24 protein-coding genes are annotated in these 26,743 nt (G+C 46.2%); 14 read left to right on the forward strand and 10 right to left on the reverse strand.

The genetic code is table 11. The features are described from left to right. Positions 1–30: 30 nt before the first annotated feature. From LQ567_RS02865 to LQ567_RS02875, 3 genes are all read right to left on the reverse strand, one after another. A complete protein-coding gene (locus LQ567_RS02865) occupies positions 31–1,158 on the reverse strand; it encodes a hypothetical protein (RefSeq protein WP_231002591.1) in 1,128 nt (375 codons plus the stop codon). 170 nt (positions 1,159–1,328) lie between these two features. Next, the gene (locus tag LQ567_RS02870; RefSeq protein ID WP_231002592.1) at positions 1,329–1,664 is read right to left on the reverse strand and encodes a YtxH domain-containing protein; all 336 of its coding nucleotides are present in this window, start codon (positions 1,662–1,664) and stop codon (positions 1,329–1,331) included. 441 nt (positions 1,665–2,105) lie between these two features. Next, positions 2,106–4,634, reverse strand: a complete 2,529-nt coding sequence (locus tag LQ567_RS02875) for a TonB-dependent receptor domain-containing protein (RefSeq protein WP_231002593.1) — start codon at positions 4,632–4,634, stop codon at positions 2,106–2,108. A gap of 535 nt (positions 4,635–5,169) precedes the next feature. Between LQ567_RS02875 and LQ567_RS02880 the strand changes: the two genes are divergently transcribed. Then, positions 5,170–5,958, forward strand: a complete 789-nt coding sequence (locus LQ567_RS02880) for a hypothetical protein (protein WP_231002594.1) — start codon at positions 5,170–5,172, stop codon at positions 5,956–5,958. A gap of 23 nt (positions 5,959–5,981) precedes the next feature. Here LQ567_RS02880 and coaE read toward each other — a convergent pair whose 3' ends face one another. From coaE to nusB, 4 genes are all read right to left on the reverse strand, one after another. Further along, on the reverse strand, positions 5,982–6,575 hold the full coding sequence (gene coaE, locus LQ567_RS02885) for a dephospho-CoA kinase (RefSeq protein WP_231002595.1): 594 nt from the start codon (positions 6,573–6,575) through the stop codon (positions 5,982–5,984). A gap of 301 nt (positions 6,576–6,876) precedes the next feature. After that, positions 6,877–7,215: a preprotein translocase subunit YajC gene (gene yajC / locus LQ567_RS02890; protein WP_231002596.1), complete on the reverse strand. Its 339-nt coding sequence runs from the start codon at positions 7,213–7,215 to the stop codon at positions 6,877–6,879. Between the two features lie 17 nt (positions 7,216–7,232). Beyond that, positions 7,233–7,691 (reverse strand): DUF1573 domain-containing protein, encoded by a 459-nt coding sequence (locus LQ567_RS02895; protein ID WP_231002597.1) that lies wholly within the window; start codon positions 7,689–7,691, stop codon positions 7,233–7,235. 234 nt (positions 7,692–7,925) lie between these two features. Continuing rightward, on the reverse strand, positions 7,926–8,855 hold the full coding sequence (nusB, locus tag LQ567_RS02900; protein ID WP_231002598.1) for a transcription antitermination factor NusB: 930 nt from the start codon (positions 8,853–8,855) through the stop codon (positions 7,926–7,928). Between the two features lie 205 nt (positions 8,856–9,060). Here nusB and LQ567_RS26350 point away from each other — a divergent pair, with 205 nt between their 5' ends. The 12 genes from LQ567_RS26350 (at position 9,061) to LQ567_RS02960 (ending at position 22,552) form a co-directional block, all read left to right on the forward strand. Beyond that, positions 9,061–9,531: a co-chaperone GroES gene (locus tag LQ567_RS26350; RefSeq protein ID WP_449585082.1), complete on the forward strand. Its 471-nt coding sequence runs from the start codon at positions 9,061–9,063 to the stop codon at positions 9,529–9,531. A gap of 106 nt (positions 9,532–9,637) precedes the next feature. Then, positions 9,638–11,278, forward strand: a complete 1,641-nt coding sequence (gene groL / locus LQ567_RS02910) for a chaperonin GroEL (protein WP_231002599.1) — start codon at positions 9,638–9,640, stop codon at positions 11,276–11,278. Positions 11,279–11,365: 87 nt separating this feature from the next. Next, positions 11,366–11,821: a GNAT family N-acetyltransferase gene (locus LQ567_RS02915; protein ID WP_231002600.1), complete on the forward strand. Its 456-nt coding sequence runs from the start codon at positions 11,366–11,368 to the stop codon at positions 11,819–11,821. 119 nt (positions 11,822–11,940) lie between these two features. Then, on the forward strand, positions 11,941–13,566 hold the full coding sequence (locus LQ567_RS02920) for an ABC-F family ATP-binding cassette domain-containing protein (protein WP_231002601.1): 1,626 nt from the start codon (positions 11,941–11,943) through the stop codon (positions 13,564–13,566). A gap of 170 nt (positions 13,567–13,736) precedes the next feature. Next, positions 13,737–14,933 carry a C1 family peptidase gene (locus LQ567_RS02925; RefSeq protein ID WP_231002602.1) on the forward strand — a complete coding sequence of 399 codons (1,197 nt, stop codon included), beginning with the start codon at positions 13,737–13,739 and terminating at the stop codon, positions 14,931–14,933. Between the two features lie 230 nt (positions 14,934–15,163). Further along, positions 15,164–16,210: a hypothetical protein gene (locus tag LQ567_RS02930; protein WP_231002603.1), complete on the forward strand. Its 1,047-nt coding sequence runs from the start codon at positions 15,164–15,166 to the stop codon at positions 16,208–16,210. A 217-nt stretch (positions 16,211–16,427) separates the two neighbouring features. After that, positions 16,428–17,630 (forward strand): Gfo/Idh/MocA family protein, encoded by a 1,203-nt coding sequence (locus tag LQ567_RS02935; RefSeq protein WP_231002604.1) that lies wholly within the window; start codon positions 16,428–16,430, stop codon positions 17,628–17,630. Between the two features lie 23 nt (positions 17,631–17,653). Beyond that, positions 17,654–18,691: a Gfo/Idh/MocA family protein gene (locus LQ567_RS02940; protein WP_231002605.1), complete on the forward strand. Its 1,038-nt coding sequence runs from the start codon at positions 17,654–17,656 to the stop codon at positions 18,689–18,691. A gap of 100 nt (positions 18,692–18,791) precedes the next feature. After that, complete coding sequence (locus LQ567_RS02945) at positions 18,792–19,601, forward strand: alpha/beta hydrolase (protein ID WP_231002606.1); 810 nt, start codon at positions 18,792–18,794, stop codon at positions 19,599–19,601. A gap of 98 nt (positions 19,602–19,699) precedes the next feature. Next, entirely contained in the window at positions 19,700–20,233 is a 534-nt protein-coding gene (locus LQ567_RS02950; RefSeq protein WP_262909542.1) for a DUF488 domain-containing protein, read from the forward strand. A 271-nt stretch (positions 20,234–20,504) separates the two neighbouring features. Next, entirely contained in the window at positions 20,505–21,755 is a 1,251-nt protein-coding gene (locus LQ567_RS02955; RefSeq protein WP_231002608.1) for a putative DNA modification/repair radical SAM protein, read from the forward strand. Between the two features lie 2 nt (positions 21,756–21,757). Further along, positions 21,758–22,552, forward strand: a complete 795-nt coding sequence (locus tag LQ567_RS02960; protein ID WP_231002609.1) for a TIGR03915 family putative DNA repair protein — start codon at positions 21,758–21,760, stop codon at positions 22,550–22,552. Between the two features lie 86 nt (positions 22,553–22,638). Here LQ567_RS02960 and LQ567_RS02965 read toward each other — a convergent pair whose 3' ends face one another. After that, a complete protein-coding gene (locus LQ567_RS02965; RefSeq protein ID WP_231002610.1) occupies positions 22,639–23,154 on the reverse strand; it encodes a pyridoxamine 5'-phosphate oxidase family protein in 516 nt (171 codons plus the stop codon). A gap of 419 nt (positions 23,155–23,573) precedes the next feature. After that, positions 23,574–24,551 (reverse strand): metallophosphoesterase family protein, encoded by a 978-nt coding sequence (locus tag LQ567_RS02970; RefSeq protein WP_231002611.1) that lies wholly within the window; start codon positions 24,549–24,551, stop codon positions 23,574–23,576. A 263-nt stretch (positions 24,552–24,814) separates the two neighbouring features. On the opposite strand from LQ567_RS02970, the gene LQ567_RS02975 reads away from it, so the two are divergent. Then, positions 24,815–25,300: a hypothetical protein gene (locus tag LQ567_RS02975; RefSeq protein ID WP_231002612.1), complete on the forward strand. Its 486-nt coding sequence runs from the start codon at positions 24,815–24,817 to the stop codon at positions 25,298–25,300. A gap of 47 nt (positions 25,301–25,347) precedes the next feature. Here the strand turns inward: LQ567_RS02975 and LQ567_RS02980 are convergent, their stop codons facing one another. Then, on the reverse strand, positions 25,348–26,103 hold the full coding sequence (locus LQ567_RS02980; protein ID WP_231002613.1) for a sulfite exporter TauE/SafE family protein: 756 nt from the start codon (positions 26,101–26,103) through the stop codon (positions 25,348–25,350). Between the last annotated feature and the right edge of the window lie 640 nt (positions 26,104–26,743).

Raw genomic sequence — 26,743 nt, forward strand, 5'->3', positions numbered from 1 at the left:
GAATGTGTATTTTTTACACAAAACCCTGATTTATTTCCCGGTATTCCGCGAAAACGGCTGGAAAACCGGTTTCTTGAGTGATCGTGTTTTCTCCTGGATCAGCTTCAGATTTTCTCGAAGCATATATTTGAGGTGCAGCTTCAGGATCTGTCCCATAGAATTGCAGCGGTTAAAAGCCGCCGTATGAAAATGCTGGTTTAATTGTTCCGCCAGTTGTTTTTGTTTGGCAATGGGGGAGATGGTATCCTGCGACATAATATTCAGCAATTCCATCAGCCGGAAGCGTCCGGCGGCAACCCGGAAGGCCATGGAGGATCGCTCTTCGGCCTTATATTGTTCGATGGACTCTTTATTCAAATGGCTCAGCACGGTTTGTACAAACCGGTTATTTTCTTTAAAGAACTGGGGCATGTACAGGCTTTTGCGTCCCTCATAACTTTGCTGGTCAAAATCGATCGCGCGGATGCGGTATTGGTATCCCTCAATATCCGGTGTGCTTACGATCACAAAATTATAACTCCGCATGTCGCCCAGCAGGCGTACAAAACAACGTTCATTGAACTTTACAAATTCCTTGGCAAAACGGGTCTTGTTGGTTTCGGGCAGGTCCAGGTACTGGCTCAGGAACACATCACCCGGTATACCGGGAATATGTTCTTCAACGAGCGTGCCGCCATCGGTATAAAAAGTGATCCGGTTGGGGGAGAGGATATGTTCCATCTCCAGACCGTAGATGCGGGAGGCATCCGTGATCTTCATATAATAATGATCGAAATTGGCATTGAACTTATTGATGATGCGGATGCGGAAGGGCAGGGAGTTGCCAAAGTTGCAATAATCGATGCGGGCCACATCCAGCTGGTCGGCAAAGCTCATATCGCCCTCCGTTTTTAAAATGGCATAGATCTTTACCAGCCCCTCTTTTAAAAAATCCCAGTCGCGTTTGTCATAGATCGCCTTCTCCCAATGGGTATAATTGCCATCTTTATCCTTTATGGGGATGGACCAGGTAAAATTAAGCAGATCCCGGTGCGATACGGGTAACTTCACTTCCCGTCCCTGGTGTTTCAAATAGGCCGAAAGCTCCGGATTCACCGGGTATAATAATTTTTTCCGGGACGGTTTGTCATTCAACTCATCAATCAGCGAAGTATCCATGGAGCAATTTAAACCAACCCATGTAAACTATCAAATTTTAAAATAGAAGCGGCTGTTGTTGTTTGATCCCATCCGGGTATAGTCTGTATTGAAAAAGCGCACCGGCACGGGCGGCTTCACTGTATAAAAAAGCCGCCTGTTGAGGCGGCTCTAAACAAAAAAATGTATCCTTATTCCTTATCTTTTAGGTCTTCCAGCTTTTGATCGGCTTTATCTGCAAGATTGGCAACGCCTTCTTTTGCTGCATTCAGTTTCTCTTTAGCAAATGCTTCCGCATCGGCTACCTTTTCCTGTGCTTTTTCGGCACCGGACGAATCGTCCTTTCCCCGGACCGTATCTATTTTTTCCCCGATCGAATCTTTTAGCTCCTCCGCTTTGTTTTTGGTGACATCCCAGGCGTCTTCCAGCGTATCTTTGGTTTTGTCCCAGGCTTCACCGGCTTTCTCTTTTAAGTCAGACAGGGTTTCTTTGGCTTTGTCGAAAAACGACGCTTTGTTTTCTTCCATAATCGTTGTTTTTAAAAATGATTCAATAAAGTGGCTGCTGCTCTTTAAAAGCCAATCCCGTGCCAAAGGTTGGGGGAATTTGAAAATGTAGCAATCTGGAAATTTGAAAATGCAGTGCCTGCTGTCATTCCATGGTCTTTCCTCCGGAACAAAATTCGGATCAACGTTACCCAAGCGGTCATCCGGCATCAAACAGTCCGGTTTCGGAAGAGCGAAATGCTGATGTTCAACACACCCGTATAAAACGAAATCCAACCTGGTCCCGATTCAGCTTTCAGCTATCTGTTTTCAGCCATGGGAATTGCTATTTGCTTTTTGGATCTTGTTATTTGTTTTTTTGAGATTTGTCTTATTAGAATTTTAGCCTTCCGTTTTCAACGGCATCGAGTACAAACGACCCCCAACCTTAAACGTTGAACATTAAACCTGAAATTGCCTTTTCTACGGAATCCGGAACCGCATACCGGCATAAACCATTCTTCCGGTAACCGGTCCCCAGATCAATGATCCGTCAAAATACGGACTGAACGGCGTTTGTGCGTCAATGATCCGGTATTCCTGCACATAATTGGTAAGATTTTCTCCGCCCACATATACTTCCCATTGTTTACTGAACTGTTTACTTACCTGCGCGGCCATCTGGAAGAAAGCGGGCGACCATGCATCCATTTGTTTGCCAACAGGATTGGAAGCAGTGCCAGGAATGCGTTTCCCGCTGAGCCATTGCGTGGTATAGTCAAACTTCCATTTGCTCCGGGTTTCATAAGCCAGGTTCACAAAAGCCCGGTGCTTTGCTGTAAATGGCTTATCCAGTAACCCCTGGTGGTATTGCGTTTGCACCTCCAGCCAGCGGTAAGCCATACGAAGCTCCAGTTTGCGCAGCAATTCATAATTGAGCTCGGCCTGAATACTGCTGGAGACCGATTTGCCGTTTAAATTGTAAAACAGGATGGCCTGGGGATCAGCGTCCAGATCGGCCACCGTTTGATTACGGAAACGGGTCTGGTAAGCATCCAGGGCAATGGACCCTTTGCGGTTGCCCAGGTTAAACTGGTGTATAAAATTGAGCCCGTAATTCCAGGCTTTTTCCGGATCCAGGCCATAGCCATAGGTGGAGCCGGGATGCTGGATCTCGTATTGCCGGGCACTTACAAAAACACCAATGTTCTCTGCAAAAATATTGCTTACACGGAAACCGGACCCGCCGGATAACCGCAGGTTGGTTTTGGGGGTGAAATCATATTTTACATGTACCCGTGGGGTGGTGATCAAGCCGTATTGATTGTGATGATCAAGCCGTAATCCTGCAATAGCTGTAAGCTTCTCCGAAGCGGTATAAGTGTATTCAAAAAATGCGCCCGGAACGATCTCGTTGCGTTTGAATAGGCGCTGGTTTAACCGCTCGTTATAATTGTCATTGGAGAAGCTGAGACCGGTGCGGAATTTATGATCGGTGGTGCCGATGATGGACTGATAAATAAGATTACCATAGAGCTGCTTTTGTTTGCCGCTGTATTCCGTTAGGCCATAATACGCATTGTTGGTGTATTGGTTGGCAGACAGGATCAGCCCCAGGCTTTTGTATTTATGCTGCGGAAACACATAGCCCACTTTACCGGTAAACTCGTATTGCTGCGCATCGATCCCCACTCCGTAATAATCGGTACCATACCGGTTGCTGTTACGGTCAAAATCCATTTGACCGGCATAGCGTTGATCGTTCAGTGCCTTCAACGCCAGCTGAACGATCCAGCCATTATTATCCATATACTTCCAGCGGTTGATCACATTCCACTGCGATCCGGTGGGCAGGTCCTTAAACCCGTCCATATTATGATCGATCTTTTTATTGCTGTAATTGCCATGTGTAAGCAGGGCCGTGCTCCATTTATCATTTAGTTTTTGGGCGGTGTTGATATTGGCTTCAAGACGCCCCATACTGTTCACATAGGTATTGACCAACAGCTGCTCGGAATTGTCCGGCTTTTTCTCCTCTACGTTGATCTGTCCGGCAATGCTTTCATAGCCATTCACGACGGAGCCGGTTCCTTTGGTAAGCTGAATGCCTTCGATCCAGGGACCGGGGATATACGTAAGTCCGTAATGTGCGGTAAGCCCCCTGATCTCCGGAACATTTTCGGTCAGCAGCTGTGTATAATTTCCCGACAGTCCCAGTAACTGGATCTGTTTTACACCGGTAACAGCATCGCTGTAGCTCACATCCACCGAAGGACTGGTTTCAAAGCTCTCGGAAAGATTGCAGCAGGCCGCCTTGGTAAGCTCTTTTGCACCCATATTCAGTGTATTCAGGATGCTCATGGTAGATACAAAAGTGGAGGGGTTCCTGGAACTGATGATGACTTCCTTCAGATCGCCGGTAGATGAATTTTTCAGGATGATGGTGAGCATCTCCTGATTTTTAACGCTGATGGTATCCGATTGAAACCCCACATAACTGATGGCAATATGGGTGGGAAGATCTGTCTCCAGCCGGAAAACACCGGTACTGTCGGTAACAAAGTACTGGTTCGAATGCAGGCTTTTTACCGTGGCACTGGCGATGGGGTTGATCTTTCCTTTAGCGGTTTCTTCCAGCACCACCCCGGTGATCAGCTGTTTTTGTTTGGGAGCAGCTGAATCGGTATCGCGGTGATAATGACAGCAGGCGGGCAGGGCCTGGTATACCGCATCCGGAGCTTTGAAACGTTCATTGTCGTGACCGGCTTCAGACACGGCTTTCAGGAGCTTTTCGTCGGTGGTTTTCGCCGGATCATAGCTCACTGTAAGGATTTGGGAAATAGCATCCCATTTTGCGGTTTTGGCCTTATGATCGAGCACGGTAGATTCTATCCGCTCTTTGCACATTTCGCAGGCTCCCAGTACTTTAAAAGTGGCAGTCTTTATATTTTTTTGAGCAAGACCAATCTTTGTAATCAGTAGAAATACAATGAAGAGATATTTGTGGTTCATGAATTTGTTTTTAGAAAAGAACAATAACAACAGGGCGGCACCGGCAATAGCAGGGCCTGCAAACAAAAAAGTTGTTTGTTCTAAATTCTAAAAACGCCCAAAAAGATGGAACGGTCTTCCTGCTGTGGCTCCGGGGGACCGGCGGGAGGCCGGGGCAGAAAGGCGGCAAAAGGCAATTCCGGTATATTGCCAAACAGGGCAGGAGGAGTAACGAAAAATGCTCCGGGCTGTGCCAGCGCTAAAACAGATGCGCCGTTGGTTTTTTGATCGATAGAAACCTTTGCATCTACTGTTTTGTTTTCACAGCAGTTTTTTCCTTTTTGTACAGGGCAATCTTTCGTTTCCGAAACATGAGACGTTAAGGATACCGATTTTAATTTGCCACAGCAATAGAAAAAATGGAGGCTAATCCCAAAGGATGCCAGGGCATAAAAAACAAAAACAAGTAATATGGTCAGTTTCCGTAACACAGTTGTAGCCAGTGAATACCTTTAAACAAGAAGGTTTATAAAAGGTTCAAAGATAAAAAATTATTTTGGGATACAGCGGCGGAGTCGCCGAAACACGAATCGTTCCAGCGGCGTTTCCGGAAAGGGAGGTGAAAATGATAAGATATCCCGGATCCCTTTCCGGGAGGCCGGCAATGAACGAAAACAAGGGCGCAGGTATGCTTTCTTCCATCAAAACTACCATTAGCATTGCAGGGGATAAAAGTTATTCCGTACCTTACATGGTAATGTTAACCGCTAACGAAAATTTTGAACCACTCTATTCGACGCCTGCCAAAGCGCGGACCATGGCGCTGAACGTTTTTTTGCTGAGCCTCTTCGCATTGCTATTGTTCGGGCTGTTGGTGATGGCCGTTGTTGCTTTCCAGCTAAAAAAGACGGAATACCGGCTTCCGGTTTTTGGCTTTACCATAGTCGTTTTGGGGCTTCTGATCTGGTTGGCTTTTGTTACTTACCAATCAAGCAAAGGGCCGCATAAGTTTACGCATCTATCGGTGGATGCCACGGGGATGCACCATTTCACTAAAACAGGACGGGCAGTATCGTTGCTTTATGAGTCGCTGTTGGTCAATAACAGGGGAGGCATACATGACGTGCTTTTAACCGATATGGGCTACAGTGAAGGAGATCTGGAACTCTGTGTTTTTATCAAAGACGATTCGGGAGCTGTTCGAATGCAGCCAATAAGGTTCAAACTCTTTTTGGTACCTAATGGCAATGCTTTGCGCGCGCATTTTATAAAAGGTATCAGGCATTTTCGTCCCGATTTAAAGATAGACCCGCAAGTGGTGAACGTGTATCAAATCACTTCTTGATTTTATTGCCTGCAGGAAAATTGTTACGCGTTTTTTTGCAGCGCTAATATTTGTTGATGAATCTCCATTACCTGGGCAATCAGGGATGTAGTTTCACTGTTATCAATTACAAAATGACAACGGCGCATTTTTTCAGCTTCGTCCATTTGTTGCTGCATGCGCTCCCGAACCTGTTCCTCCGTTATATGGTTGCGCTCCATGGTACGGCGGATGCGCAATGCCTCCGGTGCCGTAACGCCGATCATATAATCTACATACCGGTCGCTGCCACTTTCAAAAAAAATAGCGGCTTCCTTAATGGCATAAGGAGCTGCCTGCTTTGTAAACCAGTCCTGACTATCGCGAATGGTAACCGGATGTACGACCTGGTTCAGTTGTTTTAATTTTTCCGGATCGCTAAATACTTTTGAGGCTAATACAGCACGATCCAGCTGCTGCCCCCTATACGTATCGTTCCCGAACAGACGAACGATCTGTTCCCGGATCTCCGCACTGGTATTCATCAGTCTTTTTGCTGCAGCATCGGCATCGTATACCGGTATACCCAGCGTGTGAAATATAGCTGCCACCAGCGTTTTGCCGCTTCCGATCCCTCCGGTAATACCTACTTTAAGCATGAAGTTCGTTTTTCTAATTTGCCACAGAGACACAGGAATACTAAGTTTTTGATTCCTGTTTTCCGGCATCCATAGTAACGGATGATCAGGAACACGGTTTGTGGTATTCTTTCAACAAAAGTCCCTTACCGTTCGCCCCCCTCATTCGTCTCAATCCACAAGTCTAAAACCTTCTGTGTCTCAGTGCCACTGCGGCAGGAAAATAAAAAACACGGCAAAAATACTTCTTTGCCGTGTTTTATGTTCTTATTCATTAATCCGGTTCAGCGTCTGCTGATTACTGACGACTGAAGGCTGATTGTTATTTGGCCGGGGCAGTGGTACCCTTATTCAGTTGGTTCGTCCAATCCATGCTGATCGCCGATTTTTCAATCTTGATATAGTTGCCCGGGCTTACTTCAATACTCAGGGTTCCATCTTCGTTTACCTGGTTGATCTTGCCATGGATACCGGCAATGGTTACTATTTTATCGCCTTTCTGAAGATCTTCAATAAATTTCTTCTGATTTTTTGCTCTTTTTGCCTGCGGACGGATAAAAAACAACCAGAAAACGATGATCATTCCAAACATGAAGATCATTGTGGTCATCGATCCGAAAGGGCCTGGCGCACCCTGCGCCTGCAATAATACATTTGTCATTTCTATTTACGCTTTGATTATTTAACTACTTCTACTTTAAAATTTAAAACGGTTTCGGTAAAGGGTTTGGTGTTGGCACGTACCACCATGTTCTTATTATGAGAACCTTCTGCCTGTCCTTCACTGTTGAATTTAGCCACTACCTTTCCTTCCTCACCCGGCATGATGGGCTTCTCGGGCTTCTCGCCAACGGTACATCCGCAGCCCGGGCTTACAGAAACAATCACCAGCGGCTTATCGCCGGTATTCTTGATCGTGAAGGGGATCTCAACGATCTGTCCTTTCTTTACCTTGCCGATATCTTTAAATGTGGAATCTACCCAAACGGCAGTTGTAAAGTTTGCAGAATCGGTTAGTGCTGTTTCCTTTTGCGCTGTAGTAATACTGTCGCCGGAAGCGCTGCCGCCTTTTCCGGATGAATTCTTACAGGCAATCAGCGTTGCTGCTGCAACAATAACGAGTAACCCCTTTTTCATCAGTTTATTTTTTATATTTAATGGTCGCTCCGGATGTTCGTGAAAGATCCGGAAAATTATCACGCTATCCTGCGAAAATACTGATAACTGTCAGTATATCCGGCTTGTTTCAATGAATTCCTTTTTAAGATTGCAAACTTAGTTCAAAATCAGCAGGAGACCATCACCTTTTTTCTTTTCCTTCAAGCCTGCCAGGAACATATACAACACGCTGAACGTTTTTTACAAACCGGTTCAGGCTTTCTTGTAATCTGTTTTCTTTAACCGGCCTTCCTGTACCAGTTCTTTATGAATATTATCAAGAATACCATTTACAAAATGCCCGCTCTGGGCGGTACTGTATTCTTTGGCAAGATCAATATACTCGTTGATGGTCACTTTTGGCGGAATGGTTTCAAAATACAGGAATTCCGCTACCCCCATTTTCATGATCACCATATCCAGCAAGGCAATCCGCTCGGGATCCCAGTTTTTTAGTTTGGGCGTAATAAATTCCAGCAGGTAGGCATTCTTATCAAGAACCGTTGTTAACAGTTGCTGTGCAAAACGCGCTTTATCCGGGCTGATCATTTCCTGGAACTTGGCCGATCCTGGTTTGTGCAGGTAGGTCTGCAGCAATTGTACCACCATTTCCCCGTCATCACTCCAGTTAGAAAAAAGCTCTTCCGTATGATTGATAAATTCCTCGTTACCCAGCATATAATCATTCAGAATAAACTCGAAGATCTTCCGGTCTTCCTGTTTATTCTGCTGACTTACTGAAATATATTGCTGGTATTCAGGTGTTTTTACCAGTTGATTGTAAATTTTCTTTACCAACTCTTCATCAATAAGATTTTCGGGTTTATCCTTTTTCAACTGTTCTTCCAGTTGTTTATCTTCCAGGATCTGCCAGAGCAGGCTGCTGCCCGCAAGTTTGGTATTTACATTCAGATCGTTTTCAGAAGGAATGAATTTACTGGCACGTTTATGCGCGTCTTTCTCCGCATAACGGGCGATCTGCGTTAAAAAATAGATCAGGTAAACAAACAGGCTGCGGGTTTGATTAAAATGCTGGTCTAAAACTTTGGAGGGACTGGGTACTTTACTATTCTGTTCGGCTTCCGTGCTGCATGCGTATAGGGTTTGCATCACCTTAACCCTGATATTTCTTCTGCTAATCATTGATTGAATGAACTCTTTTGCGGCTGCGAAGATAGTTGATTTGTACCTTATTAAAGAAAAAACCGGAGAAAATGCAGGACAACACCCCAAATTACCTGCTTCATTTTATAGCCGGCGCCCTCGCTGACTAAAATGAAAACTACAGATCCTTAAGTTATGCCAGCCGGCTGCTGATGCTATTGATCGGGCTTAAAACAGGTTATGCATGTGCATTGCAGCAATGTGCAATTTTGACAGGAATGGGAATAACAGGGTTCACATTTCTTGCAAGAACGGGCCTGAAACTGAAAAAATTTCACTTTACAGCGGGATGGCATACTATTTATGCTACTTTAGCAGCCCAAAAATTACATTTTGGCACTATAAATTAAAATTTAAAAAAAACAATACGATTATGGCTAAAAAAACAACTGTTACCCCTTTGCACGACCGGGTAATTGTAAAACCAGCAGCAGCAGAAGAAAAAACAGCAGGTGGTATTATCATTCCTGACACCGCTAAAGAAAAACCCCAGCGTGGTACAGTAGTAGCAGCGGGTCCTGGCAAAAAAGATGAACCCGTAACAGTAAAACCCGGAGATACCGTATTATATGGAAAATATGCCGGTACAGAAATCCAGATTGGCGGCGAAGACCTTTTAATTATGAGAGAAAGCGATATCCTGGCGATTGTTTAATTTGAAAATTGATAATGTGCTGATATAAAAACGATTGGCCATTTCAAATAATATTCAAATTGATTCTCAAATTTTCAAATCCTCAAATTTTCAAATCAGAATAAAAATGGCAAAACAACTTTTCTTCAATATTGAAGCAAGAAATAAAATGAAAAAGGGCGTTGATTCTTTAGCCAACGCTGTAAAAGTTACATTAGGACCTAAAGGACGTAATGTAGTAATTGAGAAAAAATTTGGTGCACCTGCAATCACTAAAGATGGTGTTACCGTAGCAAAAGAAATTGAGCTGGAAGATGTAGTAGAGAACATGGGTGCTCAAATGGTGAAAGAAGTAGCTTCTAAAACCGCTGATATTGCCGGTGACGGTACTACTACCGCAACTGTTTTAGCACAGGCGATCATTGGCGAAGGACTGCGTATGGTAGCCGCCGGCGCCAACCCGATGGACCTGAAGCGTGGTATCGACAAGGCGGTTTCTTTGGTAGTAGCGAGCCTGAAGGCACAAAGCCAGACTGTTGGTAACGACAGCAAAAAGATCAAACAGGTAGCTACCATTTCTGCGAATAACGACGAGCAGATCGGTGAACTGATTGCCCAGGCATTTGGTAAAGTGGGTAAAGAAGGTGTAATTACCGTTGAAGAAGCAAAAGGTACCGATACTACTGTTGATGTGGTAGAAGGTATGCAGTTTGACCGTGGTTATATTTCTCCATACTTCGTTACCAACAGCGAAAAAATGGAAGCAGAATTGCAGAATCCTTATGTATTGATCTATGATAAAAAGATCAGCACCATGAAGGATATCCTGGGCATCCTGGAAAAAGTGGCACAAAGCGGTCGCCCGCTGGTGATCATTTCCGAAGACCTGGAAGGAGAAGCGCTGGCTACCCTGGTAGTAAACAAACTGCGTGGAACCCTGAAAGTGGCGGCTGTTAAAGCTCCGGGCTTTGGCGACAGAAGAAAAGAAATGCTGACTGATATCGCAATCTTAACCGGTGGTACCGTGATCTCTGAAGATCTGGGTCATAAGCTGGAAGGTGCAGATATCGCTGCTCTGGGACAGGCTTCTTCTATTACCATCGATAAAGACAATACCATTGTTGTAGGCGGTAAAGGTAAAAAAGCAGATATCACAGGTCGTGTAAATCAGATCAAGGCACAAATTGAAAATACTACTTCCGACTACGATCGTGAAAAATTACAGGAGCGCCTGGCTAAATTAAGCGGTGGTGTGGCTGTATTGTATGTAGGTGCGGCTACTGAAGTGGAAATGAAAGAAAAGAAAGACCGTGTAGATGATGCATTACATGCAACAAGAGCGGCCGTTGAAGAAGGCATCGTTCCTGGTGGTGGTGTGGCTTATATCCGCGCAATCGACAGCCTGGATGTAAAAGTAAAAGGACAAATCGAAGACGAAGCTACCGGTATGGCTATTGTTAAGCGTGCACTGGAAGCTCCGGTACGTACCCTTACTGACAACGCCGGTATCGATGGTTCGATCGTTGTACAAAAAATCAAAGAAGGTAAAGCTGACTTCGGTTTCAACGCCAGAACAGAGAACTACGAAAACCTGTTCAAAGCAGGTGTAATCGATCCTACAAAAGTAAGCCGTGTTGCATTGGAAAATGCTGCTTCTATTGCAGGTATGTTACTGACAACTGAGTGTGTGATCGCAGACAAACCCGAACCTAAAGCTGCGGCTCCTGCAATGCCAGGCGGTCCGGATATGGGTGGCATGGGCTACTAATCACATTCTTAAAGAATACAGGAACCGCCCCGGATTGCCGGGGCGGTTTATTTTTGCAGGAATAAACGCTTAAAAATTTTGAAATATATGCATCATGAAATCATCCGGCCGCTCACCCCGGCTTTTCTGAACGCCTTTATAGATATGAAGCGGGATTTCTTCGCTATTGACGGGTATCCGTTCGATGATGCGCTTATGCGGGAGAATACCGGCTATTTTCTGGACCATCCTGAAGTAGGGAAGATCTTTATGATCGTTGATGAAGCCGGAACCCCGATCGGCTTCCTGATCCTGGCCTTTATGTTCAGCTTTGAATTTGGCGGCCGCATCGCTTTTTTGGATGAACTGTACCTGGGTGATAAGGCCCGCGGAAAGGGCTATGGGAAATACGCGGTGAATTTTGTAAAGGCTTACGCCGCCGGTAATGACCTGAAAGCCATTTTCCTGGAAGTAGAACATCATAACGAACGGGCCGCCGGGTTATACGAGGCCAGCGGATTTAAGGATCATCACCGGCGTTTGATGATCTATCGGCCTGAATAACAGGAAAGCAAGTTAAAAGAGAAGCCCTTCCCAACTTTTAAACCGTCAAACTTCGCCACCTGTCAACTTTGCGTTACCTTTGCACCACTTTTTGAAAACAGATAAATAAAGACGGACTCATGATTAGTGTTAAAGATCTGAAACTGGCTTATGGCAAGCGGGTATTGTTTGAAGATGTGAACGTAAACTTCACAAAAGGGAACTGCTATGGCGTTATTGGGGCCAACGGAGCTGGAAAATCAACTTTTCTGAAAATTTTAAGTGGGGAAATCGAGGCAAACAAAGGCACCGTATCCATTACTCCGGGTGAGCGCATGGCGGTTTTGAAACAAAATCAGTTTGAGTTTGATAACCAGACCGTGCTGAATACGGTATTGATGGGGCATAAAAAAATGTGGGATACCATGTTGCGCCGGGACGCGATCTATGCCAACCCCGATGCAACGGAAGACGATTATATGAAGGCATCTGAACTGGAAGCCGAATATGGTGAAATGGGAGGCTATGAATCGGAGAGTGATGCCGCGGCTTTTTTAAATGGATTGGGTGTAAAAGATGAGCTGCACCAGATGCTGATGAAGGATATCCCCTCCAATATGAAAGTACGGGTATTATTGGCCCAGGCCCTGTTCGGAAATCCGGACATCTTACTGTTGGATGAGCCTACCAACGGTTTGGACATTGAAACCATCGGCTGGCTGGAGAACTTCCTGGCTGATTATGAAAACATCGTATTGGTAGTGAGCCACGACCGTCACTTCCTGGATGCAGTATGTACCCATGTGGCCGATGTAGACCGTCAGAAGATCAAAGTATTTACCGGTAACTATTCCTTCTGGTATGAAAGCTCGCAATTAATGGCGCGCCAGATCAGCGATAAGAATAAAAAGCTGGAGGAGAAGAAAAAGGAACTGTTGGACTTTATTGCCCGGTTTAGTGCCAATGCTTCCAAAAGCAAACAGGCTACCAGCCGTAAAAAGGCGTTGGAAAAGCTGGACTTCCAGGAAATTGAACCAAGCTACCGGAAATATCCGGGTATTATCTTCCAGCCCCTGCGGGAGGTAGGAAACCAGATCCTGAATGTTGAAAAATTAAAATCGGCAACCGAAGACCGGGTGCTCTTCAACAATGTAACGTTTAGTGTAAATAAAGGAGATAAGATCGCCTTTATTTCAAGGGATCCGCTGGCCGTAACACAGTTTTTTGAAATTATTAACGGCGAGGCGAAAGCAGATTCAGGCAGCTTTGAGTGGGGCACTACGGTTACCCCGGCATACCTGCCCATTGAGAACAGTAAATTCTTCCAGTCTGACCTGAATTTAATGGACTGGCTGCGTCAGTTTGTACCGTCTCATGTTACCGATGTGGATGAACCCTTCCTTCGCGGATTTTTGGGTAAAATGCTGTTCAGCGGGGAAGAAGTACTTAAAAAGACCAATGTATTAAGCGGGGGTGAAAAAGTACGGTGTATGGTGAGTAAAATGATGCTGCAAAATCCCAATGTGGTGATCCTCGACCAGCCAACCAACCACCTGGACCTGGAAAGCATCCAGAGTTTCAACGAACAATGTACGGTTTATAGCGGCGTTGTACTGCTGACCAGCCATGACCATACCTTTATGCAAACCGTAGCAAACCGGATCATCGAGTTAACGCCCAAAGGGATTATCGACCGTTTGAGCACCTTTGATGAGTACCTGGAAGATGAACGCGTAAAAGCGTTGCGGGATGAAATGTACGCATAAAAGAAACAGACGTATAGTACAGAACGGAGCCTCGGCTCCGTTTTTTGTTTTTGGGTACGGCGCCGTTCATAAAAAATTCCGTATTATTTGAACCAACAATCTTTTCTTTGCGGGATTAAGTATTGCTTTGGCGGGGATCCGCTTACAAACAACTGATAAATTTGAATAAAATGCGTAGAAAGTTTTTCTTAACTGCTGTGCTATCCGTAACGGTTGCCGGCAGCAGCTGGCTGCATGCCCAGGACGACCTCATCAAGAAGATCAGCGGCAACAGCAGCGACAGTACCGGTTTCCGGTTTACCGATGTGATTAACCTGGCCGTTACACCGGTAGAAAACCAGGGCTCCTCCGGCACCTGCTGGAGCTACTCTGCCAACTCTTTTTTAGAAGCTGAAATGATCAAGGCCGGGCGGAAACCGGTGCCGCTGGCAAAGATCTATACCGCCCGGAAGTCTTATGAGGATAAAGCGGAGAACTATGTAAAAATGAATGGCGCCGTAAGCTGGGGCGATGGCGGCGAACCGCATGATGTAATTAATATGTATGCCAAATACGGTGCCGTACCCGAAGAGGTATATACGGGTTTACTGAACGGCGCAACCATCAACAACTTCAGTGAAATGCAGGCCATCCTGAAAGCGATGCTGGATGCAGTTATTAAAAACCCTGCCGGCGTGCTTTCTCCCCGTTGGAAGAAAGCCTTTTCGGCTACCCTGGATGCCTACCTGGGACCGGTGCCTCCCATGTTTACCTATCAGAACAAAAGTTATACACCGCAGAGCTTTGCAAAGGAAGTAGTAGGACTCGATCCCAATCAGTACATTGAGTTTATTTCCCAAAACAATACGCCCTACTGGCAGAAAGCCATGATGATGGTACCGGATAACTGGGCGTTCCAGTGGGATTATAATATTCCGCCTGCGATGATTACCGAGGTTATCGATCATGCATTGAAGAGCGGGTATACCGTAGCCTGGGGCACCGATGTTTCTGAACCCTATTTCAGCTGGCCCAATGGTGTGGCATTTGTACCGCAAAACCCCATGACTTACGTAAAGAGCATTAGTGCGGCCCAGAAAAAAGAATTGTTCAGTGGTCCTAAATCCGAACCGGAGATTACCGCAGAACTGCGGCAGCTGGGCATTGAAAATGGCCAGACATCGGATGACCATGGTATGCATATCGTTGGGGTATCCAAAGATCAGAATGGCAAGGAGTATTATATTGTTAAAAACTCCTGGGGCACCGGAAATGATTATAAGGGCTACCTGCATGTAACCAAAGCCTATGTGCAGTTTAAAACCACCAGCATCCTGGTGAATAAAAAAGCCGTACCGCAATCGGTTGCTGCAAAGATCACCCTGTAGGAACAGACCACCGGTATAACGGAAAAACAACGCCCGCACCTGGCAACAGCCGGTTGCGGGCGTTGTTGTGCAAACGGTTGACTTACAAAAGCGGGTTAAAAAAAAGAAATATGTCATACATGTTTATTATATTGCGCTAGCATACGGCACACGCTTTAAAACGGTGCGGTGTTCCGGCAAACCTTACCTGCCGGCTGATTTTTATAAGTACGATTCATAAAACGAATGTTATGCTTCATTGCCCGCCATTTTGGCTGTCAACCGTCATCGCTGTATTTATTTCCCTGATTACTGGCTGTGCCGTTCAACCGGGCAGTGCCACTCAACCGTCAAAACCGCCGTTTACCGTTAGCGTAGTGCCCCACAGCAGGGAGGTGGTGCTGCAGCAAACGCTTCCCTGGGAAGAACAAATGATGGGATACTTCAAGGTGCTGGAGCCAAGGCCCGGTTACTGGCAGATGTGGTATTCCGGTTGGGATAACCATCGCAAAGACGATTATTCCGGCTACCTTTTATATGCAGCTTCAAAAGACGGCCGTAGCTGGCAGAAAAACCTTCCGGGTGATGCCGGAAATATCCTGATGGGTACCGGGCATCCGAAGCGGGACGGCGCGGTTGAGCAGGATGTTTTTATCGTCCGCAGCACCCCATATCCATACAAAATGATTTATACGGCCAGAGATGCCGGAGACGGGCATAAGGAGAAAACATTTATCACGGAATCTGCCGACGGGATACAATGGCGGCCCGCAAAAGTATTGTGGAACCGCAAACACGATTCGCAGTTTTCGGTCGTACAAAAAGGCGATCGGTTTCATATTTATCTGCGTTACTGGACCACGGTAAATAAGGTCCGGTACCGGACGATCGGTCGCGCAATCACAGACGAGCACTGGAATACGATTGAGGAACCGGTAACTGTTTTTACTGCGGATCCCGCCAGTGATTTTCCACACTTATACAACCCGGCTGCCAGTAAAATTGACGCCGACCTGGACCTGCTTTTTCCCACCTATTTTAATGAAGCCTCCAACCGTATTCGCATTGGCGTGTTGTATATGTATCGTAATCAGGCTTTTTCCACGGATATTGATCTGACAGAAGCGCTGCTGGAAAAAAGTAAAAATAACTGGGCCATCATAAGTCCTGGTCTGATCCCCGCTGGAAAAAATACCTACTGGTTGTATTACTACGCCACCAATATGGTACACAGCGACTATGAAAAAGCCGGCCGGCAATTCAGCTATTACCGGATCAAAATAAAAATTGTACGTTAAACCAACAGCAATCCTTTCAACACGTTTTTTGCCGTCCTTCCATTTTTTGATATTTTCGGTAACGTAACCGGAAATATTATCCGGTACATGCACATAATTGAATATCTTTAGAGGGGGCTGATGGATCATAGGATTGTTCGGCAGTGATGCTGTTATTTTATGAGCGGTTGTGATGCATCTGAAATCCTTAAATATATTAGCAGACTAAACAAACAAAATGAGTAAACGATTTTCGCGCCGTGATTTCCTGAAGCAAAGTTCGGTAGCTGTTGCCGGGTATTCTGTGGGAGCCGCTGCATTTACGCCGCTGATCAACAAAACGTATGTACGGGTGGGATTGATTGGGGTAGGTCAGCGGGGATTAGGCCTTGCCACAACACTCCAAAAAATAAAGACCGTGCAGCTGATAGCCTGCTGCGATATTGATGAGGCCCATTTGCAGTCGGGCATGAAGGTGGCAGCACCCGGCGCCCGCTCTTATAAGGATTATAAAGCACTGCTGGCAGATAAGCAGGTAGAAGCCGTGATCATTGCCACGCCGTTGTTTTTACATCACCCGATAGCAATGGATGCCATCAGCGCGGGTAAGCATATATATGTGGAAAAGACCATGACCTATAATATCGAACAGGCATTGTCGCTGGCCCGTATGATGAAGCAGCATCCCAGGCAGGTATTACAGGTAGGTCATCAATACCGCTACTATGAAATGTATGCAAAGATCAAAAAGCTGCTGGCGGAAGGTATGATTGGTACCGTTACTCATTTCGAATCGCAGTACAACCGCAATAACGACTGGCGCCGGCCGGTAGAAGGAGGGCGCAGTGAGAAGGCCGTTAACTGGCGGATGTATAAAGAATATTCCGGCGGACTGCTTGCAGAACTGGCCGCTCACCAGATCGACCTGGTAAACTGGCTGGCAGGAGCCGCCCCGCAAAGCGCGGTGGCCATGGGGGGCATTGACTTCTGGAAGGACGGACGTACTACATATGATAATATCCAGGCTGTTTATGAATATCCCAACGGGGTGCGTTCACTGGTAGGCTCGCGGCTCAGCAATGAATTTGTAGGCTACCGGATGCTGATCTTTGGTTCTAAAGGTACCTTTGAACTGGGACGGGATACGGCCATGTTCTATACCGAGAACCGGGTTCGAACCTATGCCACAGTAGACGGTGTCACCGGCGCTACCAAAGAGGCCCTGCAACAAGGCAAGGGAATTTATGTATACAAGGATGAGAAAAAAATAGAGCCAACATTTTTTGCGCTTAGCGGGTTTGCCGATTCCATTATCAATGGTACGCCGGTAGCCAGCAATGTACATACAGGAAAAGATGTAGCTATTGCGGTTCATATGGGCAATACGGCGGCAGAAACCGGCCAGGTGCAACGGTGGCAACCGGAATATTCGGCTATATAACGGCATTCCAAACAAACGATAACATGCTTAATCAACCAACGATGGACCGGAAGCAATTTCTGCGTCTTTCTGCGCTTGCGGGTATCGGGCTCAGTATCCGCAGCAGTGCCTCCGCAACATGGAATAAACCTTTCGCACAAGGTAAAAGAATCGGAATTATCGGGCTGGACACCTCGCATGCAGTGGCTTTTGTAAAATCGCTGAACGGGAACAATCCCGATCCGGCGTTTATGGGCTACCGCGTTGTGGCCGCTTATCCCCGGGGCAGCAACGATATCCCAAGCAGTGTAGATCGCATTCCCGGCTTTACCGCTGAGGTGCAGAAATATGGCGTGGATATCACCCCTTCCATTGCAGCATTGCTGTCAAAAGTAGATGCCGTTTGCCTGGAAACCAATGATGGACGGCTGCATCTGGAGCAGGCGTTGCCGGTATTAAAGGCCGGCAAACCACTTTTTATTGATAAACCCATCACCGCTTCGCTGAAAGATGCGGTTGCAATTTTTAAAGCTGCGGCCCAGTATAAGGTACCGGTATTCTCCAGCTCCTCGCTCCGGTACATTACCGGTATGGATGCGATCCTTAATGGCAGCTACGGGAAAGTGATCGGCGCCCAAACGTATAGCCCGGCTCCGCTGGAGAAAACACACCCGGATCTGTTCTGGTATGGCATCCACGGGGTAGAAATGTTGTTTACAGCCATGGGACCAGGCTGCCGGTCGGTGATCCGGTTGCATACACCGGATGCTGATGTGGTGGCCGGCATCTGGAACGATGGACGCATCGGGAGCTTCCGCGGCACGCGCAGTGGACAATCGGAATACGGCGGTACCATCTTTACGGAAAAGAAGACCGTAACCTTGGGTAGTTTTAAAGGATACGATCCTTTATTAAAAGAAATCATCCGTTTTTTTGAAACAGGCAAAGCACCGGTGGCCGCCAATGAAACGCTGGACATCCTGGCTTTTATGGAAGCGGCCGATGAAAGCAAAAAGAGAAACGGGCTTCCGGTGACCCTGGAATCCATCTATAAAAAAGCCCATTACAAACCCGATCACTAAATCCGCGATCAGCGTTCATGAGAATGTTACCAGGATGCCGACGCCATCCTGATCGGAGCGAAAGCCGTATCTTGCTGATCAGGATTTAAAAGGATCTGATATGAAGCAATTATTGATTTTTGTAATGCTGAGTTTAGTGCTCCAGGTAAAAGCACAAAACGGTTACGACTGGCAAAAAGATATTCCCTACTATCCGGCATCTGTTAAACAGGATGCATACCAGCAAAGCCAATGCCGGCTGGATATTTATTATCCGAAAAACAAACGCAATACAACTACCATTATCTGGTTTCACGGGGGAGGACTTAAAGCCGGGAAAAAAGAAATTCCGGAAGCCCTGATGAATAAAGGATATATTATTATAGGAGTGGGGTACCGGTTCTCACCCAGGGTGAAGGCGCCCCAATATATCGAAGATGCGGCCGCAGCGGTGGCCTGGGCGTTTCAGCACATCGAACAATATGGGGGCAGTGCTTCCCGCATCGTGCTCTCCGGGCATTCTGCAGGTGGCTACCTGGATCTGATGCTTACACTTAACAAAAAATATTTACGGCATTATAATATCGATGCAGACAGCATATTGGGAATTGTACCTTTTAGCCCCCAATGTATCACGCACTTTACCGTTCGGGAAGAGCAGGGCATAACGCCTCTGCAACCCAGGATCGATTCACTGGCGCCATTATACCATGTACGCAAAGCCAGGCCCGCAATCCTGCTCATCACCGGCGACCGCGAGCAGGAGCTCTATGGCCGCTATGAAGAAAATGCCTACCTGTTGCGGATGTTGAAACTGACCGGTAATACCCAGGTACAACTTTATGAACTGCAGGGCTACGATCACGGTGGCATGGCACAACCGGCATTTCCGCTGCTGTTGCGGGAGGTGAAAAGACTTTCGGGCAACTGACCGCTGGCAGAACCGTTGACCGGATGCAACGTCGTTGCCCCGGGTCTCTGCCGGCCGGGAACAGCGGGAATTCGTATATTGCATATTATTACACCGGTTTGCATACCCTTTATACCATAGGCCACTCTACACACAGCATAGAAGATTTCATCAGGATGTTGCAAGCATTCAATATCCGCATGCTGGCAGATATCCGGCGTTTTCCGGGATCAAAGAAATTTCCGCAATTTAACGGTGAAGTGCTGGAAGCAACGCTGAAAAACAACGGTATTGAATATGTGCACCTGGAAGCATTGGGCGGAAGAAGAAAAGTGCAGGAACATTCCAGGAACGATCGCTGGCACAATGCATCTTTCAGAGGTTATGCCGATTATATGGAGACACCTGACTTTGAAAAAGCCATAAAAAAACTGGAAGCATTTGCTATAAAACAACCCACCGCCTGTATGTGTTCCGAAGCGGTATGGTGGCGTTGCCACCGCTCCCTGGTTGCAGACTACCTGAAAGCAAAGGGTTGGAAGGTGCTGCATATTATGGCGGTTGGTAAGGCAGCAACACATCCTTATACGGCACCAGCAAGGGTAGTGGGCGATCATGTTTTTTATTTTGATGCCGGCTTATTTGATACATAAAAAGCAATTCGGTATCCTGCCAATGCATCCGGCTTTCGGAAAAGGAAAAACGTCATAAATCCTGTGTTGTGCTGCCGGTGTATGCATCATGGCCTTATTAACGCCGTTTATAAATACAGTCGACATATTAAAAAAGGGACATCTGTGTAGCAGTCCTAAAAGCATGCTTATTATGTGGCCATTATATATGCTGATTTTTTAATTGCATATTATGTATTCGCCAATAATTCAAAATACTAATATTTTTAGTATTTTGCCATCAAAAATATTCATGGAGCGAATCAGGGAAAAACTACGCATCCTGGCAGATGCTGCCAAATATGATGTGTCCTGTGCATCCAGCGGAAGCAACAGGAAAAATACCAATGGAGGGATAGGGGATACCGGATCTGGCATTTGTCACTCCTATACCGAAGACGGACGCTGTGTTTCCCTTTTAAAAATTTTACTCACCAACTTTTGCATTTACGATTGTGCTTTCTGCATTTCAAGAAAAAGTAATGACGTCAAACGGGCCGCCTTTACAGTAAAAGAAGTGGTAGACCTCACGATGAATTTCTACCGACGGAATTTTATTGAAGGATTGTTCCTGAGTTCCGGCATTTTTAAGCATGCAGACTATACTATGGAACGAATGCTGGCCATTGTAAAGAAGTTGCGGCTGGAGGAAAACTACAACGGATATATCCATTTAAAAACCATCCCGGGTGCCAGCCAGGAGCTGGTGAGAGAAGCCGGTTTGTATGCAGACCGGATGAGCATTAACCTGGAAATGCCCACCGAAGCCGGATTAAAAGCGGTGGCCCCAGAAAAGTCACATACCGAAGTACGAAGGCAACTTGCAACGGTAAACCATCAGCTGATCCGGTTCAATGATGAGCGTAGTATGATCCGCAGTGTTCCAAAATTTGTTCCGGCCGGGCAAAGCACGCAAATGGTAGTAGGCGCAACGCCCGAAACAGACTTGCAGGTACTGCAAACGGCCGCCGAATTTTATACCGCGTATGCACTGAAACGCGTATACTACAGCGGGTATATTCCGGTAAATACCGATGAACGCATGCCGTTGCTGAATAGCCAGCCACCTTTGTTACGGGAAAACCGTTTATACCAGGCCGACTGGCTCATGCGTTTTTACGGGTTTGCGGCCGGGGAAATTGTCAATGCTGCGCAACCGCACCTGGAAATGGAGATCGATCCCAAGTTGAGCTGGGCGCTGCGTCATCCGCAATTCTTTCCTGTAGACCTGAACCGGGCCGATTTTAAAACCATTATCCGCGTGCCTGGCATCGGCAGACAGTCTGCCCAAAAAATCATTGCAACACGACAGTTCGGCAATATTTATGTTTACCAGTTGCAAAAGATGGGTGTTGCCTATAACCGGGCGCAGTATTTTATTACCTGCACGGATGCGTTGAACCGGTATACAGATAAAGATCCGCAGCAATTGCGGGCGCTGATCCTGAAAACAGTGCAAAGCAAGTATGCTTCTTTACTGGCGCCACAGTTAGCCTTATTTTGATCATGCCACATTTAATTACACACCACTCGGTTGTTCAGTATCTATTTGACGGAAGCTTTTCCGGCCTTTTAACAGCGGTGTTTGAAAGTTATGCCGCCCGGCATTGTCATGTTGCGCTGTTTGAACAAGATAAGGCCCGAAATAATTTTTTTGACCCGGTGGTCATCATTACTACAACACCGGAAAAAGCCTTACGCGTATGGAAGGGGTTAAAAAAGAAACTGACCACCGCACTGCAGGTTGAGTATTATAGTGCTTTTCTTGCAGAAGATGCTGCTGTTATGCAGCAGCTTTTCAATTATGCGCGTTTTGTTTTTGATCACGCTGCCGGTGCTGCCGCCAACTACGGACATCCGGCGGTGATGGCCGTTCAGCAGATGGCCCAAAAAGTAAGCCGGGAGCGGCACCGGATGAAGGCTTTTGTACGGTTTCAAAAAACAGCCTGCGGGTTGTATATCGCTGCCATTGAGCCCGATTACAACGTGCTACCGCTGGTCCGTAAACATTTTAAAGACCGGTATGCCGATCAGCGATGGTTGATCTATGACCGTAAAAGAAAATACGGGATCTACTATGACTTACATGCCATTCATGAAGTGCTGATTGAAGCAGCGGCCGCCGGCACGGTAGTTCATGCTGCTGAAATGATGCTGGATGCTTCCGAAGCCCTATACAGCACACTCTGGAAAGACTATTTTAAAAGCACGAATATTCAGGAACGTAAAAACACCCGGCTGCATATCCGGCATGTTCCCAGGCGTTACTGGCGGCATCTAACCGAAAAGCAGCTGGGCTAAATGCTCCGGGTATACAATAAATTTACTAATCCTGCAGGGGGTAACCGGCAAGGTAATATTCATTGAAGCACACCAGGGCAACACCATCAGGCATTTCCCGGCAGGTCGATATCACCTTCCCGTCCCATATCCAGTTTGCTTCCCGTAACCGCGCTGGCTGCCAGTTTCAGGAAAGTGACCAGCTTATTGGCTTTATTATCCCAGTAATGCGCATCCTCCACCGTTACCTTCATAATACGGATATTCGGATCTTCTTTGCCCTTTTCAAACCAGGCTTCGGTAAATTTGCTCCAGTACTTTTCAATACGTTGAGGATCCCTGCTAATAACAGCGCTGCCGGTAACGGTCATAAAATTATAATCGCTTACATGTGCATACAGCAATTGCACCCGCGGATCTTCCAGTACATTTTTACAGGTGTCACTTTCCGCAGAAAGCAGGAACCAGATGGCGCCGGTATCATCTATTTCCTGCCGGCTCATCGGCACAGCATGCAGGCTGCCATTGCGGATTGCGGAGCAAAACATACAAACATCAATTTTATTTACAAGGTGCTGAAGCTTTTCAATAGCTTCCGTATACGATAGATTTTCCTGGCTCATGATTGATCGGTTTTAGAGTAATAAAAATGCGCGGATAAGTACGCCTTTATACGGGGTCTAAAACTATGCCGTTTTTAATCGACCGTTACTTTCAGAACAATCGGGGCTGGTTATTCCCGAATGGTGGAAAAAACAGGGCAGGCCCGCAGATAAGCAGGAACAATAATTCTATTGGGAAAAGTACGGGTACAGGTTTTAACACTTTTTCTCTTTGAAAATGCAATATCCTTTGCCAATAGCGCCGGGTTTATAAACAGGTGATATCCGTCAATGCGATCCTGCTCAATCAGCAACCTTACAAAATCGGCGCTTCAAAGGCTTAAAACGAAAATTATTTTTGCAGGAACAGAGCAGGCAGTATTGAGATAAACCTGTGGTAAACTTGCGTAACCAACAACCGGGAATGATTCTTGTAACAGCTACCACTTTACTTCGCTGATCCGGGGTACGATCTCTTTTCCGGCATGAAGCATTGCTGAATTTTGATAGTTCAGTTCCTCCGGGGATTTTCCTTCCCACTGACTGGCTTTTCCTTTTATATGGATCCTGCCTTTAACGGGATCGATAGTGAGCCTTGTGAAAAGCGCATCCTTATAGGGACAGGTATAGGAAAGATAGGGGTATTGCTGGTGCACAGCAGGGGTATAGATGGCGTGTTTGTACTTTTCACCCATCCAGTAATAGGAGGCGGAGTTGATATGTACATAATGAACACCGTTTATCTGCAGATGTGCATCAATATGGGTATGCCCGTTGATGGCCATCAGGATCCTGTTCCGGTGCTGCTCCAGCACTGCCTGTATTTCAGCCGCATTATCCACCGCCGCAGAACCTGCCAGCGGCTGGTGCGATACAATGATCACCGGTTCTTTCGCGGCTTCCAGCTGTTCTTTCAGCCAGGCCGCTTGCTCCGGACCAATATAGGAGGGATAGCCTCCTTTATGTCCTGGCGAACCTTTATCATTGCCATCCAGTACCAGCAAACGTATTCCTTTAAGCAGGTATGTATAATACCGTGCGGGCATGCCCCAGTAATCGATGCACTGCTGCTTGGTATAACCCGCATCGGTATCATGATTGCCGATCACGTGCAAGGTCGTAGGATGCGCGTTCTTAAAAAGGTCGATCAGTTTTTTATTTTTATCACCGGGGTAGGCAAAATCACCCATTTGCAGGAGTGCATCGGGCGCGGCTTTTTTCATATCCGCCACAAATGCAGTAAGACGCTCATAGCCATCGGGGATCAGGTCCTGGTGCAGGTCGGTAATAATACCGATTTGAATAATTTCTTTTTTCAATGCCGCCAATACAGCAGCAGGAATGCTCCATGCGAGGCCGGCAAATGCCGCGGCTTTTACAAATTGCCGCCGGTTAAGGGTAGTAGCTTGCAGTTTCATATTTATCTCCACAATTTAGATCAAATGCATTAATTATTAAGGAAGTGATGTAAACTTAATACCGTCTTTTCATCTTTTCCTGCGGTTCGGTATTTACCGCCAGGCGCGCAAAGCATCCGCCATGTTCGCAATGAGGTAACCGGTACCCAAATAATATTGCGTTCTTTGCAGAAACCTGGCGTTCCCTGCGTTTAAAATAAACCCGGAAACAATACGGAATAGTTTTTACTATCTTCATTGAATAAATCGTAAACAGATATTCTATGAGATTGAAAATTGCGGTCGCTTTTATATGCACCCTTGTTATATCCTGTGCCCAAGAAACGAAAGAAAAGATTGAGCAGGCCGGGCCGCCGATCAACGGTACCTGGAAGCTTTTAAGCGGAACACTTATTGAAAACGGCGATACCACCATTACGGATTATACGAAAGACCGGTCTTTCATAAAGATCATCAACAACAGTCATTTTGCCTTTCTGCATCATGGGTTAGAAAACGGGAAGGACTCCGCTGTCTTTTCTGCAGGCGGCGGTGCTTATACGCTTAAAGACAGTGTGTATACGGAGCATCTCGAATATTGCAACGCCCGGGATTGGGAAGGCAATGATTTCAGTTTTATAGTTTCCATTCACCAGGATACACTCGTACAGCAAGGGATCGAAAAAGTTGCCGGCAGCAATGTAAACCGGTACAATATTGAAACATATATCCGGGTGAAAACACCTTTAGCCGAAACTTCCGATAAATAAACAGTGTCTAAAATCAACTACCGGTGAAACCCGTGGGGCAATGAGCATCATGCCATGGTGGCCGGGGGCTGATACCAGGCCGTCAGCATTAAAATAACCCCAATGATCATCAGTCCGTAAAGCACATACCGGAGAAAGGACCGGCTATTTAATTTATGGTTCAGCCATCTGCCTAAAAAGGTGGCGGGAATAGAAGTGGTCAGCGCTATCAGGAAATAGTAATTCACTTCAGCCGTTACCAATCCCTTAACGGCATACCCGATAAAACCCAGCAGGCTTACGGGTAAAAAATAAGCTTGCAACGTGGCGCGAAAATGGACCGCCGACCAATTCCTGAGATTGCCGTATACCACCAGGGGCGGACCGTTCAATCCATAGGCGCCGCCAAACACACCCGACAAAAAGCCGCAGATAAAAAGCCACCAATGATTATCCTTCATTAAACTTTTTGTGGTTTTAACAGCCAATGTATACCATGCGTAACCGATAATGAGCAATCCAAGCACTGTTTTTACAAGGATTTCGTTGCCATATATAAGAACCAGCAGGCCCAGCGGAATGCCCGGAACTGCATAAAGAATGAGCCATTTCGCACTGTAAAAATGAATCTTCCGGTGGTCCTGGATCACAATGATCAACGCAATAACAATAGACAGCATCACCGATAACGGCACAGCTGTAGTTGCAGGCAGAAAAAACAGGAAAAGTGGTACGGCAATTAATGATTCCCCAAAACCCAGGGTTGACCTTACGAGCGCAGCAATAAAACTGATCACAAGAATTAAAATGATACTTAAGGACATAGGGGTGAAAATACACAAATATCCAGCTTCCGGAGCGCTGTAAATTATGAGTGGTAACAGCTGGATAGATATGGGTTGGAAATGGTAATTTATTTATTTAACATAATATAAATTATAAGAAATAAATAATTGACGTACCTTTGCAGATGCATGTATAGAACACCTGGCCGGGTTCCTGGCCGGATATTTATGCCTGCATTAGTTAGGGTTTACATTTAAAAACGACAGCGCTGTATTTCCATATGGCGCTGATTTTATTTTCAGTGAAGTGATGGTCAACCGATCATCTTCTTTAGGACCGGCGTGTGTGAACGGCATTCTTTTTTACAGGAGCGCAAATATGGTGCAGGCGGATTATTCTATTCACAAAATGATTCCCATTATTGATGGTCACGCATGATGGGTTCTGCGTTGCGGGCTGCGCCTGATTAGCGCTGTGGCCATGCTATCTGCCTGTAAAATTTTTGGTGGCGATTTTTCGAAATTTACGCCACAAATTTTACGCGCAGAGCCGCCCGCAGGCACTGGATTTAATTTCCTCCTTGAGCCACGCGTAAAGAAATTTGCCGGCGCTTAGGATATTTTTATTAGTCCTTTGTCTTAAAATAACAAAAAATCAAGGTCAACGGATGCTCCGCCG

It is taken from the genome of Niabella pedocola, assembly GCF_021044425.1.
GTDB lineage: Bacteria > Bacteroidota > Bacteroidia > Chitinophagales > Chitinophagaceae > Niabella > Niabella pedocola.

What these genes read in the sequence shown, in the direction of transcription:
- LQ567_RS02945 (WP_231002606.1), top strand. Translation starts at nt 18,792, where the DNA reads ATGAAGCAATTATTGATTTTTGTAATGCTGAGTTTAGTGCTCCAGGTA.
- LQ567_RS02870 (WP_231002592.1), bottom strand. Translation starts at nt 1,664, where the DNA reads ATGGAAGAAAACAAAGCGTCGTTTTTCGACAAAGCCAAAGAAACCCTG.
- LQ567_RS02875 (WP_231002593.1), bottom strand. Translation starts at nt 4,634, where the DNA reads ATGAACCACAAATATCTCTTCATTGTATTTCTACTGATTACAAAGATT.
- LQ567_RS02915 (WP_231002600.1), top strand. Translation starts at nt 11,366, where the DNA reads ATGCATCATGAAATCATCCGGCCGCTCACCCCGGCTTTTCTGAACGCC.
- LQ567_RS02970 (WP_231002611.1), bottom strand. Translation starts at nt 24,551, where the DNA reads ATGAAACTGCAAGCTACTACCCTTAACCGGCGGCAATTTGTAAAAGCC.
- LQ567_RS02980 (WP_231002613.1), bottom strand. Translation starts at nt 26,103, where the DNA reads ATGTCCTTAAGTATCATTTTAATTCTTGTGATCAGTTTTATTGCTGCG.
- coaE (WP_231002595.1), bottom strand. Translation starts at nt 6,575, where the DNA reads ATGCTTAAAGTAGGTATTACCGGAGGGATCGGAAGCGGCAAAACGCTG.
- LQ567_RS02955 (WP_231002608.1), top strand. Translation starts at nt 20,505, where the DNA reads ATGGAGCGAATCAGGGAAAAACTACGCATCCTGGCAGATGCTGCCAAA.
- nusB (WP_231002598.1), bottom strand. Translation starts at nt 8,855, where the DNA reads ATGATTAGCAGAAGAAATATCAGGGTTAAGGTGATGCAAACCCTATAC.
- LQ567_RS02975 (WP_231002612.1), top strand. Translation starts at nt 24,815, where the DNA reads ATGAGATTGAAAATTGCGGTCGCTTTTATATGCACCCTTGTTATATCC.
- yajC (WP_231002596.1), bottom strand. Translation starts at nt 7,215, where the DNA reads ATGACAAATGTATTATTGCAGGCGCAGGGTGCGCCAGGCCCTTTCGGA.
- LQ567_RS02930 (WP_231002603.1), top strand. Translation starts at nt 15,164, where the DNA reads ATGCTTCATTGCCCGCCATTTTGGCTGTCAACCGTCATCGCTGTATTT.
- LQ567_RS02865 (WP_231002591.1), bottom strand. Translation starts at nt 1,158, where the DNA reads ATGGATACTTCGCTGATTGATGAGTTGAATGACAAACCGTCCCGGAAA.
- LQ567_RS26350 (WP_449585082.1), top strand. Translation starts at nt 9,061, where the DNA reads ATGTGCATTGCAGCAATGTGCAATTTTGACAGGAATGGGAATAACAGG.
- LQ567_RS02960 (WP_231002609.1), top strand. Translation starts at nt 21,758, where the DNA reads ATGCCACATTTAATTACACACCACTCGGTTGTTCAGTATCTATTTGAC.
- LQ567_RS02925 (WP_231002602.1), top strand. Translation starts at nt 13,737, where the DNA reads ATGCGTAGAAAGTTTTTCTTAACTGCTGTGCTATCCGTAACGGTTGCC.
- LQ567_RS02935 (WP_231002604.1), top strand. Translation starts at nt 16,428, where the DNA reads ATGAGTAAACGATTTTCGCGCCGTGATTTCCTGAAGCAAAGTTCGGTA.
- groL (WP_231002599.1), top strand. Translation starts at nt 9,638, where the DNA reads ATGGCAAAACAACTTTTCTTCAATATTGAAGCAAGAAATAAAATGAAA.
- LQ567_RS02965 (WP_231002610.1), bottom strand. Translation starts at nt 23,154, where the DNA reads ATGAGCCAGGAAAATCTATCGTATACGGAAGCTATTGAAAAGCTTCAG.
- LQ567_RS02895 (WP_231002597.1), bottom strand. Translation starts at nt 7,691, where the DNA reads ATGAAAAAGGGGTTACTCGTTATTGTTGCAGCAGCAACGCTGATTGCC.
- LQ567_RS02920 (WP_231002601.1), top strand. Translation starts at nt 11,941, where the DNA reads ATGATTAGTGTTAAAGATCTGAAACTGGCTTATGGCAAGCGGGTATTG.
- LQ567_RS02940 (WP_231002605.1), top strand. Translation starts at nt 17,654, where the DNA reads ATGCTTAATCAACCAACGATGGACCGGAAGCAATTTCTGCGTCTTTCT.